Source organism: Rossellomorea marisflavi (assembly GCF_009806575.1).
Classification (GTDB): domain Bacteria; phylum Bacillota; class Bacilli; order Bacillales; family Bacillaceae_B; genus Rossellomorea; species Rossellomorea marisflavi_A.
The window spans coordinates 2112131-2124083 of record NZ_CP047095.1 but is presented as its reverse complement, the minus strand read 5'-3'; the positions used below and the strand labels follow the sequence as shown (position 1 = coordinate 2124083).

The window sequence follows — 11953 nt, the reverse complement described above, 5'->3', positions numbered from 1 at the left end:
CTTTGGATTACGACTTCATTCTTTCTTGAAAATCGTGTAGCCTTTCAAGACTTTTCACTTGGGTATTGCACACCACGCTATCCTGACAAATATAATTACCCCTATTCACATAGGTTCCTTGCTGGGATTTTTTTGATTCTGACATGAACATTCCGATTTCACTGAATGAATGACAGATGGCACAGATCCCCTTTTTATTAGAAGGAGTGAATCTGCCTTTTAAACCTGTCAACTTCCCGTCTCGTTCGACCACCAAGTATTTGCGTTCCTGACCGTAATCATTCCAGCCGAGATAAGTGAGATTCGTTTCGTTCAACTCTGAAAGATCCGGCATCTTCAGCTTCTTCACTTTTGGAAACAACTTCTTCAGTTTCGCCTCGGTCATCGGTGGAAACGGAAGAATATATGGTTCAAGTCCTAAAAGGAAGTCCTCTGCCTGTTCAGAATCCTTCACCTCCTCGACTTTGGAAAGCATCTCCTCCTGAGAAACTGTCAGATCGGTAAACAACCCGTTCACTTTATCTTTCACTAATCCCCTCAGTGCATGCAGTACGTTCAGATCATTCACAGTTGAATATCCATTCAGCAAGATTTGGGCTTGATTCGATATTTCATTATATTGATCATTTCGTATAAAGCGCTCCATTACGATCTCTCCTTACCTCATTTCAGTTCTACTATAACGCATTCATTCATTTGTTCATAGGTAGAGAACAACGTTAGAAAGAACTCCACCTTTCATGAACGATAAGAAAGAAAGGAGATGATCTAACTTCCCCGGTTAGGAAAAAGGGTTGTTTTTCATATGACTATTCTCATTTGTAAAAAAAACTCGCTTTGACATGATTGGTCAAAGCAAGCTGTTTTCTTTTGAATGATTGATTTTCCTGATCTATCTTCCATGGACCGCCTCAGCGTTTTCCATAAACGATTTTCTTTATCGTCTCGATGGATAAGTAATACCTATCTGAAATGGAAGCAATTGATTCTCCGGCTGTAAATGCTTCTACTATTGAGTGATTTCTCCGTTGGAGCGCTTCCCTTCCACCTGATTTAGAGCCCCAGGCATCATATTCTTCTTTTCGTTTAGGGATATAAATGCTTTGTCCCTGAACATAGTTCTGTAATTCTCTCATTAGATAATCCGGAATTTGTTTGACTGTTTTCATCCGTGTCAGCTCCTTATCGTTGTTGGATCAATAAGGTACAAAGCCGACATATGAATGGCGATTTCATCTACCACCCCATGCAAAGGATCGCCGAATCATACAGGCTTTGCATGAGATGCTGCGGATTTTGGAAAACGGATTTCCATACGATCACCTCCTGCTTTCAGTATACTGATACAGGCAGTATAATTTCTATAATAAATTTTATGTGGTTTACATAATAATATTATAATAACAATCGACTTCTATTATGTTCAACCTTCTATTTGAGAAAATAAGTGACCATTCACCTATCATATTAGTCTTGTCACGGCCCCCAATCATGAAACATTTCATACCAAGCGGTCATTTTGTTGAATCTTTCAATAAATGAGAGGTTATTCAGTTTTCAATATAAAATTTATACTATTCAGTAATTTGTCGCAACCTGCTAGAATCCTAGGTAATAAGGGTCACCTACATATCTATCATTTAACACAACGGCCTTTGTTCATCTCGATTTCTGAAGGGAGGATCGACCTGCTAATTTGTCGTCATAAAAAAATAGAAAATGGAGGAATGCTTTTATGAAGTTCAAAAAAATAGCCGCTTTATCCTTAGCAACTTCCCTTGCTTTATTCCCTGCCTTCGGAGGTAGTTCACTTGCCAAGGAAGCACCGAAACCGTTCCAACCTGTCAATAAAACAGTGGACAAAGATGCTTTCGAATCCGGTGAAGTCATTGTGAAATTCAAGGATGGTGTTTCCGAAAAGGCACAAGGATCTGCTTTGAATAAAGCAAAAGCAAATGAACAGAAAGCATCTGCGAAAGATCCATTTCAGGTATTGGAAGTAGTGGACGTCGATCAGGCTGTAAAGGCCCTGGAAAACAACCCAAATGTAGAATACGCTGAACCAAACTATACATTCCAAGCGACATGGACACCGAATGATCCTTACTATTCTACGTACCAGTATGGACCACAAAACACTTCAACCCCAGCTGCCTGGGATGTAACCCGTGGAAGCAGCACTCAAACGGTGGCTGTGCTTGATTCTGGGGTAGATTATAATCACCCTGATCTTGCCAGGAAGGTGATCAAAGGATATGACTTCATCGATAGAGACAATAACCCAATGGATCTAAACGGTCATGGAACTCACGTAGCCGGTACTGTTGCTGCCGATACGAACAATGGAATTGGCGTAGCCGGAATGGCTCCTGATACGAAGATCCTTGCAGTGCGCGTACTTGATGCCAATGGAAGTGGTTCACTCGACAGCATTGCCTCAGGAATCCGCTATGCTGCTGATCAAGGAGCAAAGGTACTCAACCTCTCCCTTGGATGCGAATGCAACTCCACAACTCTTAAAAGTGCCGTCGATTATGCTTGGAACAAAGGAGCTGTAGTCGTTGCCGCTGCCGGTAACGACAATGTATCCCGTACATTCCAGCCAGCTTCTTACCCTAATGCCATTGCAGTAGGCGCCATTGACTCCAGTGACCGAAAAGCCTCATTCTCCAACTACGGGACTTGGGTGGATGTCACTGCACCAGGTGTGAACATAGCATCAACCGTTCCGAATAATGGCTATTCCTATATGTCAGGTACGTCCATGGCCTCTCCTCACGTAGCCGGCTTGGCTGCTTTGTTGGCTAGCCAAGGAAAGAATAACGTACAGATCCGCCAGGCCATTGAACAAACCGCTGATAAGATCTCTGGCACTGGAACAAACTTCAAGTATGGTAAAATCAACTCAAACAAAGCTGTACGATACTAAAAGATAAACAAGAGCCCACCGTTCGCGGTGGGCTCTTTCATTGCGTTCACTACTGTTTTACGATTTGGCCGTTTTGGTTCAGGTACACACTCTGGATGATGGTTCTATTGAACGGTTTCCCTTTATAATCAGACTCAATATCCGTTGTCAGGTTATAAGTTCCTTCTCCTGCATTTAACATTGCCCCAATCCCTTTGACAGACTGAGACACCGCTTTCCCCTTCGGATAGAACTCAAACATTGTATGCTGGGTGACACCACTGATCATATTCGATTGAATGCTTACTCCCTTCTCCGTCGTTGTTACCCCCAAGTCATCATTCAGTGGACTTGTGAATCCAACATTCAATAAATACGCTCCCGGTTTTTTTGATAATGATGACACCTTCCACTCGCCTTCAATAGGGGTTTCTACCGTGCCCACGTGATGAATAGCCCCGTTGAAGTAACTTCCCTGATCCTTTCCTGACGGTTTCAATTCGGTTACTTCTCCATCTGGACTTGTAAGATAAACATCCTCAATTACGTTCGTTGCCAACCAGTCAATATTAATCCGTTCTGCACCGACCTCTACCCAAAAGGATTCCTTCGAATGCTTTGTGTACTCACCTCCGCGGATGAAGGATGACGTGTTGGCCTTGAGAGCCGATTCCTTCCTGGATCCCACATCATGTGTGGGGGAAGAAGATAATAATGATTGAAAAATAGAAAATGTAGAAGATCCCTCTTTGACGGTTTTATGATCCCACTTTCCGATTGCCACCTCCTGTGCATTTGGCAATCGAGAACTTGCTATGGTCACAGCTCCATCGTTGCTTCCATATCCCGAAAGGTAAAGTCCTCCCCAGTACAGAGATCCGCCGAATCCTCCCCAGGAAGTACCACCCATCGTATAAAAAGGGATCATCCCACTACTTCCGTCAGTTTGCGACCTGAACTGACTCATATATCCGGTTTGTAAAGATGCGGTCGCCTCATTTTTGCTTCCGATTATGGCAGCCAGCCAGCCGGCCCAGTTGCTGTAGGCTAAATCTGCCAGCTGTGACCCATGATGGGGGCTCGATAGCGTAATCACTTTGGAAACATAACGGTCAGCCCCATAGTGGACGAGAGCAGATTGAGTATCGATCCCTCCTTTACTATGAGCAACCACCACCACTTTTCCCCCAAAATAATCATGGATTTCCTTTAATTTCGCAGCCAACAATGCACCATTTGCCCACATATCCTTTTGTGGATATAAATCAATGAATGCGGTCTTATAGCCACTGCGATAAGCAACATTATACATATCATTTTCATTCCACCAAGTATTCGATGAACTATTCAAACCATGCACAAACAAAATTGGCTGCTTGGCTGCGGCTGGATTCGTCCCGACATACCACTCACCGGGATTTCCAGAAGGATCATCTTTACCAAAATCACCCGCCAACGTCCAAGAAGGAAACAGTAACATTAGAAATAAACAGGAATAACTAATCTTCCTTTTCAACTTCCTCACTCCTTTTTCTAAATATTCTGTCCACTTACTATTATCGTCTATTTTTTGCCAATATGTTGAACGAATATAGAAAAGAGAAGAAAGAACTAGCTAATCTTGATCATTCCATCCCATGGACCTAATAAAGCCCCTACCTACAGGTAGGGGCTTTATTCGTATCCTCTCTACGTTATGCGATTCGATATACCGACCACACAATTCCTTGGCCAGCACCGAGATTCAAGTTGACTGTGAGACCGTCGGATACATAAAACAATCCAATTGTATCGTTTGCATTCAGCTGAACATCCCCAGCCAAAGTTACAGTCCCATTTCCAAGAATGGTCCTTAGTGTCAACACCAATGCAATGTTCACATTGAGCACCGGGAATAGTCCTGATACCAGAGTCGTACTGTCCGCGATCCTCCTTACAACAAATGATGGATTTATTCCACCACCCAATGTTACCGAGATGGCTGCCGTCGTCGTATAGTTGATGGTTGCTTTGATTGAATATCTTCCGGTTGCAGGTACTGTGTATGTCCCGGTAGTGGCATTAAAGTTTACGTTACTGTAATACGGAGCGGCCACAGAGAAGTTCGCAATCTGTTGCGAAGCTGCCGTCGTAATTCCATCCGCTCTGCCCGAAAAACCTTCTGTCGCGAAAGCTGGTCCCTGTGCGCCCTGCACACCTTGTGGTCCTTGAGTACCTTGTGGACCTTGTGCCCCTGTTGCGCCTTGATTTCCTTGTGGTCCCTGGGCTCCCGTTAATCCTTGCGTACCTTGTGGTCCTTGGGTTCCGGTTTGGCCTTGCGTTCCTTGGGGTCCTTGAGCCCCGGTTGCGCCTTGGTCTCCTTGTGGACCCTGAGCTCCTGTTAATCCTTGAGTCCCTTGTGGACCCTGAGCTCCTGTTGCGCCTTGATCTCCTTGTGGACCTTGAGCTCCAGTTAGACCTTGAGTTCCTTGAGGGCCTTGGTCTCCTTGAAGACCTTGAGTCCCAGTTGCACCCTGGGTTCCTTGTGGACCTTGTGCCCCGGTTAATCCTTGAGTCCCTTGTGGACCTTGAGCTCCCGTTGCGCCTTGCGTCCCTTGTGGACCCTGAGCTCCTGTTGCGCCTTGATCTCCTTGTGGGCCTTGTGCCCCGGTTAATCCTTGCGTCCCTTGTGGTCCTTGAGCTCCCGTTGCACCCTGATCTCCTTGCGGTCCTTGAGCTCCGGTTACACCTTGAGTACCTTGTGGACCTTGTGCCCCCGTTGCGCCTTGGTCACCTTGTGGGCCTTGTGCCCCGGTTAATCCTTGCGTCCCTTGTGGTCCTTGAGCTCCAGTAACACCTTGGTCTCCTTGTGGTCCTTGAGCTCCAGTAACACCTTGGTCTCCTTGTGGTCCTTGAACTCCAGTAACACCTTGCGTCCCTTGTGAACCTTGAGCTCCCGTTGCACCCTGATCTCCTTGCGGTCCTTGAGCTCCTGTTACACCTTGAGTCCCTTGTGGACCTTGTGCCCCCGTTGCGCCTTGGTCACCTTGTGGGCCTTGAACCCCGGTTAATCCTTGTGTTCCTTGTGGACCTTGAGCTCCCGTTGCGCCTTGATTTCCTTGTGGGCCTTGAGCCCCTGTTGCGCCTTGGTCTCCTTGTGGTCCTTGAGCTCCCGTTACACCCTGATCTCCTTGTGGTCCTTGAGCTCCGGTCGCACCTTGATCTCCTTGTGGACCTTGAGCCCCGGTTGCGCCTTGATCTCCTTGTGGACCTTGGGCTCCTGTTGCGCCTTGATCTCCTTGTGGACCTTGGACTCCGGTCAGACCTTGAGTTCCTTGAGGGCCTTGATCTCCTTGTGGACCTTGAGCTCCTGTTGTGCCTTGATCTCCTTGTGGACCTTGAGCTCCTGTTGCACCTTGGTCCCCTTGTGGGCCCTGAGCTCCTGTTGCGCCTTGATCTCCTTGTGGACCTTGAGCTCCTGTTGCGCCTTGATCTCCTTGTGGACCTTGGACTCCGGTCAGACCTTGAGTTCCTTGAGGGCCTTGATCTCCTTGTGGACCTTGGGCTCCGGTCAGACCTTGAGTTCCTTGAGGGCCTTGATCTCCTTGTGGACCTTGGGCTCCGGTCAGACCTTGAGTTCCTTGAGGGCCTTGATCTCCTTGTGGACCTTGGGCTCCTGTTGTGCCTTGATCTCCTTGTGGACCTTGAGCTCCTGTTGCACCTTGGTCCCCTTGTGGGCCCTGAGCTCCTGTTGCGCCTTGATCTCCTTGTGGACCTTGAGCTCCTGTTGCGCCTTGATCTCCTTGTGGACCTTGGACTCCGGTCAGACCTTGAGTTCCTTGAGGGCCTTGATCTCCTTGTGGACCTTGAGCTCCTGTTGCACCTTGGTCACCTTGAGCACCTTGAGCTCCGGTTACTCCTTGATCTCCTTGTGGTCCCTGGGCTCCGGTTAGACCTTGTGTTCCTTGGGGACCTTGAGCCCCGGTTGCGCCTTGGTCACCTTGTGGACCTTGAGCTCCTTGAGGGCCTTGGTCTCCTTGAAGACCTTGAGTCCCAGTTGCGCCTTGATCTCCTTGTGGCCCTTGGGCTCCGACTTCCCCTTGAATTCCTTGTACACCTTCTGGCCCCTGTGCTCCTGTAGCCCCCTGTGGTCCCTGTGGTCCTGAAGAAGACCTTCTTGGAAAAATAGATGGACAGCCCGTGGGAACATAATATGGATCTAAATTCGTTGATTTCACATAATCAAAACTTTCGTTCACATCCCATGAAGGGTTGTTTTTAAAATCACCATAATTTTTCATAAACAATCCCCCACTAAACAGTTTCATTATTCTATTCAAACGAACAAAAATAGCTTGGATATCTGTCATGGAAGAGAATTTTTTTCAACTGCCCATTCAAAACACAGATTATTAAGTTTTTGTAAAGTTTCTTGAAGCGTATGGATATCCACCCTTCCCCTCTGTTACGATATCAATATCGAATTCCGATATCGATATTCAATATCGGTAAGAGTAAGGTGGTGAAAAGCTTGGAAGATCGCGTATTAAGGAAACTCTTTCTCGGCTTCATTCATATACACATTCTTCACCATGCCAAGGAAGAACCCATTTACGGAACGTGGATGCTTCATGAACTTCAGGAGCATGGCTATCAAATGAGTTCGGGTACCTTATATCCTATCTTTCACTCTATGGAAAAAGATGGATTGTTGGAGCGTGAGGATAAGAAAGTGGAAGGGAAAATAAGAAAATATTACAGCATTACCCCTAAAGGAATCACCGTGCTGGATGAAGCAAGGAATAAAGCTTATGAACTCTTTAAAGAAATAAAGGATTAACGAGGTGATAAGAAAAATGAAATCAAAATTCATGAATTGGATGGAAATATTACTGGTCTCTACCAGACTTGGATTGACTTCTTTTGGTGGCCCGATCGCCCATCTGGGTTATTTCCATGAAGAGTATGTAAGGAAAAAGAAGTGGATTGATGAAAAAACGTATTCAGAATTGGTTGCCCTTTGCCAATTCCTCCCTGGACCCGCAAGCAGCCAGGTTGGGATCGGAATCGGTATTTTAAAAGGGGGTAAAATGGGGGGAATCATTTCCTTCATCGGCTTCACTATCCCCTCTGTAATCGTGTTAACACTCTTTGCCATCTTTCTTGAAAATACTGGGGTGAGTGATGCAGGGTGGTTAAGCGGCTTGAAAATCGTTGCCGTAGCTGTCGTTGCTCATGCTGTATTGGGGATGGCATCGAAGCTTACTCCAGACTTGACAAGGAAAGCGATCGCCCTTCTTTCCCTCCTTGTCACCTTATTATGGGGCTCATCCTTTTCTCAAGTTACCGTCATCATCCTCGCCGGAGCATGCGGCTTCTTCTTACTCCGCAAAGACGAGGACATGGCCGAACAGAAAAACCACTCACACTTTTCCATTAGTAAAACGTTCGGTTCGGTGTGTCTGGTTCTTTTCTTCGGATTATTAGGAGGGCTTCCGCTACTTAAAGAAGCGACCTCGACCATGGCAGTGACCTTATTCGATAGCTTCTACCGGGCAGGGGCATTGGTATTTGGCGGTGGGCACGTTGTACTTCCACTTTTGGAAAAGGAATTGGTTCCAACGGGAATCATATCCGGTCAGGAATTTTTAGCGGGGTATGGTGCTGCCCAGGCCGTCCCCGGTCCATTGTTTACCTTTGCTGCGTTTCTTGGAGGGGCAATCGGCGGCTGGGAATATGCCTTATTAGCGACAATCGCCATTTTCCTTCCGGCTTTTCTTCTCATCTTCGGCGCTCTTCCTTTCTGGAATGCTCTGAGAAGGAATCCAGGAATGAACGGTGTTTTGATGGGAGTGAATGCGAGCGTCGTCGGGATATTGATCTCCGCTTTCTATGAGCCGATCTGGACAAGTACGATAACCTCTCCCCTGCATTTCGGCATAGCCGCCATTCTCTTCAGTATGCTCATGTTTTGGAAGCTCCCTCCTTGGGTGATCGTAGTAGCCGGGATTATCGCTGGGTTTCTATTTTTATAGCAAAAAGAGCATGATCCATCGATCATGCTCTTTTTGCTTTCATCTTTTAACAAATCTGTATGCAAGGTAGGCGACGTAGAGGGGAGTCGCGATATAGATAAGGTAGGGGAATTGCTCATACGTACCTTTATAGATTACATATAGCATGGCCCCCAAAAAGACGGTTACAATCGTCCCGTACTTTGGCAGAGGAACCTCTTTTAAACTCGGTATGCGGATCCTGCTCACCATTAGGAAACACATGGCCGTGAAGATCACAGTGATGACGATATTCGGTATCATCGAACCGAACAACGTCAATATGGCGATGATTCCACCGGCAGCGGTGATCGGAACCCCGACAAAATAATGAAGAGATGCTTTCTTTGGACTGGTATTGAAACGGGCAAGCCGATATCCGCCAAACAACGGGAACAGTCCGGCAACGATGAATCCCAGCAACCCATAATGGTAGAACGAGGTATAATACACAAGGAAAGAAGGAGCCACCCCAAACGTCACGATATCCGCCAATGAGTCCAATTCTTTTCCGAGCTCGCTGTCGGCGTCGAGCATCCTGGCAAGCCTTCCATCCATGCTGTCAAGCATCATTCCGATGATGATCAAGACGGCAGCATTTTTGAATTGGCCACTCGCAGCAAAACCTATCGATAAAAATCCACAGTACAGATTCCCAAGTGTAAACATATTGGGTATCATTTTTTTAAATCGCATAAATGCCCTCACAATTCTCATTTTTAGTATTAGCATATCATGAAACCGCAGCAAAAGTTCAGGATATCCGATTAATTATGAAACTCAGAATGGCTCTGATTCGTAGAAATACATGAAACCACTGTCTACTTTACAGAATTGTCTGCTATACTCTTGTTAACAGATAAAAAAGCTAAGGAGGAATGGACACATGACCGGCACAATTGCAGTAATCATGGTTTTCGCCATACCGATCATTGCGATCATCTCAGATCATTTCACAAAACAAACAAAGTATAAACAAAAAATGCTTGAAGATCAGCTCAAACTTGAGCAGATGAAACACGAGAACTTTGTCCTTGAAACGGAAAAAATGAAGCTTGAGCTGCAGAAAATGGAATTGAACAGCCCACCGTCCAAAGAGGATCGTATCATTTGATAAGCATCGTATTTTGCGGTGCTTATTTTTCTTTTATGAGGTATTCGTTTTCAAGTACCTCACTTCTGTACCTGGCCATCCCTGTTTTCATCGGTAACAGGCCGTGTTTTTGATAAAATTCTTCATTTCCTGTCGTCGCAATCAGATGAACACATGAAATTCCCTTGAGCCGATCGAGTAAATGGTCCATTACGCGTTTTCCAAGCCCCTGGCCATGAGCTTCTCTATGGATCACCACGTCGTAGATGGCCGCGTTGAAAACCCCGTCTGATAAAGCTCTCCCTACCCCCCTCACCCGTCCGTCCACATACACCATACATACAATGTTACTTTGTCGATAGATTTCTTCTATTACGTCCAATGAGTGTTTATTCCACCCCACGGACTGGTATACTTCTTGCATTTCCATCAACCTTGACTTGTCAAAGGCCCTTGTCACAACGATTCCGTTGAACGGTGGAAGAATCATGCGGATGAACTCATACTCTCCTCCATTGGTCTCCTGTAGAAATGTTCCATTCCGTACAAATCCCATATGAGAATAAAGAGAGATGGCCCGTTGGTTGAATGATGCCACCGAAAGGCTCAATGCATGGAACGTGTACCGAGACTGGATGAACGAAAGGGCGGACTGTAAAAATCCACGCCCGTTCCCTTTCCCTGTCCAATCAGGCTTCAGTCCGAGACCAATATCAATATTCCCCTCTACAAAATCCAAGGTGAGAAAACCTGTGAGCTTTCCTTTTACGTACGAGGAAAAAACGTGCTCTCCCCTTTTGCTTCCATCTATAAATTCGAGCAGATCTTCTTCGTCTGCCGTCATGTCATAAAATGAAAAAACACCGTCGTATTTCCAAGTATAGGCGATCTCCTCTGCCTCTCTCTGAGTCATGCGCTGAAATTCAAACATTACTCTTCCCCCCATATCTATCAGATTAGTTTAAGGTAAAATAATCCAACTGTAAAGATGGCTAAAGTAAAAAACACAGACTTGAAAAGAAAAAAAGCTGCCTATGCACGGCAGCTTTCCGATAGTTCACATGAAAAAGATCAGGATGACCGCCACTAACACAAGCCTGTAAATGGCGAAGGGGATCAGTTTGATCCGGCTGATGACCGTTAAGAAGAATCTGATCGATAAATAGGCGAAGATGAATGCACTGATGAACCCTGTAATAAGGAAAGGAGCAAATTCCGGTGTCATATACATCCAGTTCTTCAATAAGGAAATCCCGCTCGCGCCTGCCATGATAGGCACAGCCATGATGAACGTGAAATCCGATGCTGCCCTGTAGCTGAGACCGAAGAGGACGCCGGCTGAGATCGTTGAACCCGATCGTGAGAATCCAGGCCAAAGGGCGATACACTGCATGAGACCGACCATGATCGCTTTTTTATAGGTCAACTGGTCGACGGTCTCGATAACGGGAACCTTGGGGCGAAACAGGTCCGCTGCTATCATCAGGATCGATCCCGCCGCAAGGCCGATGAGAACCGTTTTAAGGGAAAATAAATGTTCATCGATAAAGTCATCGAATAGTAGACCGAGGACCATGGCCGGCAGAAGGCCAACGATGATATGACTGAGCTTTAATGTATGTGTTCGTTCTTTATTTCGTCTTAAACCGAGCATCTCGATGAATCGATCTCTGAATACGATCACAACGGCCAGGATGGACCCGAGCTGGACCACGACTTTAAATGTATTAGCCGGGTATTTGCCCAGGATTTCCTGTGATTTGATGATCAGGTCATCCACCACGATCAGGTGCCCGGTTGACGAAACAGGTGCAAATTCGGTCAATCCCTCGACCATTCCAAGGATAAGTGCTTTCAACAGCGTCAACCATTCCATATGTCAGTTCTCCTCTATTACCACATAATAAGTAAGACTTATAT

Annotated in this window: 11 protein-coding genes; 4 read left to right on the top strand and 7 right to left on the bottom strand. The window is 46.1% G+C overall.

Translation table 11 applies throughout. From position 1 onward, the window contains the following. Positions 1–7 precede the first annotated feature (7 nt). Together D5E69_RS11025 and D5E69_RS11020 are read right to left on the bottom strand one after the other, a co-directional pair. The gene (locus tag D5E69_RS11025; protein ID WP_048003548.1) at positions 8–646 is read right to left on the bottom strand and encodes a FusB/FusC family EF-G-binding protein; all 639 of its coding nucleotides are present in this window, start codon (positions 644–646) and stop codon (positions 8–10) included. A gap of 265 nt (positions 647–911) precedes the next feature. Continuing rightward, the gene (locus D5E69_RS11020) at positions 912–1169 is read right to left on the bottom strand and encodes a CD3324 family protein (protein WP_048016318.1); all 258 of its coding nucleotides are present in this window, start codon (positions 1167–1169) and stop codon (positions 912–914) included. A 566-nt stretch (positions 1170–1735) separates the two neighbouring features. On the opposite strand from D5E69_RS11020, the gene D5E69_RS11015 reads away from it, so the two are divergent. Further along, positions 1736–2929, top strand: a complete 1194-nt coding sequence (locus D5E69_RS11015) for a S8 family peptidase (protein ID WP_159129648.1) — start codon at positions 1736–1738, stop codon at positions 2927–2929. Positions 2930–2978: 49 nt separating this feature from the next. Here the strand turns inward: D5E69_RS11015 and D5E69_RS11010 are convergent, their stop codons facing one another. Next, positions 2979–4424 (bottom strand): esterase/lipase family protein, encoded by a 1446-nt coding sequence (locus D5E69_RS11010; protein WP_159129647.1) that lies wholly within the window; start codon positions 4422–4424, stop codon positions 2979–2981. 178 nt (positions 4425–4602) lie between these two features. After that, a complete protein-coding gene (locus tag D5E69_RS23630; RefSeq protein WP_430757496.1) occupies positions 4603–7146 on the bottom strand; it encodes a collagen-like triple helix repeat-containing protein in 2544 nt (847 codons plus the stop codon). A 272-nt stretch (positions 7147–7418) separates the two neighbouring features. Here D5E69_RS23630 and D5E69_RS11000 point away from each other — a divergent pair, with 272 nt between their 5' ends. Then, positions 7419–7727: a PadR family transcriptional regulator gene (locus D5E69_RS11000; RefSeq protein WP_048003900.1), complete on the top strand. Its 309-nt coding sequence runs from the start codon at positions 7419–7421 to the stop codon at positions 7725–7727. A 40-nt stretch (positions 7728–7767) separates the two neighbouring features. After that, positions 7768–8922 carry a chromate efflux transporter gene (gene chrA / locus D5E69_RS10995; RefSeq protein ID WP_249931595.1) on the top strand — a complete coding sequence of 385 codons (1155 nt, stop codon included), beginning with the start codon at positions 7768–7770 and terminating at the stop codon, positions 8920–8922. A gap of 39 nt (positions 8923–8961) precedes the next feature. Here chrA and pssA read toward each other — a convergent pair whose 3' ends face one another. Next, on the bottom strand, positions 8962–9636 hold the full coding sequence (gene pssA / locus D5E69_RS10990; protein WP_048003902.1) for a CDP-diacylglycerol--serine O-phosphatidyltransferase: 675 nt from the start codon (positions 9634–9636) through the stop codon (positions 8962–8964). 190 nt (positions 9637–9826) lie between these two features. On the opposite strand from pssA, the gene D5E69_RS10985 reads away from it, so the two are divergent. After that, a complete protein-coding gene (locus D5E69_RS10985) occupies positions 9827–10054 on the top strand; it encodes a hypothetical protein (RefSeq protein WP_048003903.1) in 228 nt (75 codons plus the stop codon). 22 nt (positions 10055–10076) lie between these two features. Here D5E69_RS10985 and D5E69_RS23965 read toward each other — a convergent pair whose 3' ends face one another. Together D5E69_RS23965 and D5E69_RS10970 are read right to left on the bottom strand one after the other, a co-directional pair. After that, complete coding sequence (locus D5E69_RS23965; protein ID WP_331711585.1) at positions 10077–10964, bottom strand: GNAT family N-acetyltransferase; 888 nt, start codon at positions 10962–10964, stop codon at positions 10077–10079. 126 nt (positions 10965–11090) lie between these two features. Then, positions 11091–11909: an undecaprenyl-diphosphate phosphatase gene (locus D5E69_RS10970; RefSeq protein ID WP_048003904.1), complete on the bottom strand. Its 819-nt coding sequence runs from the start codon at positions 11907–11909 to the stop codon at positions 11091–11093. Positions 11910–11953: the final 44 nt, after the last annotated feature.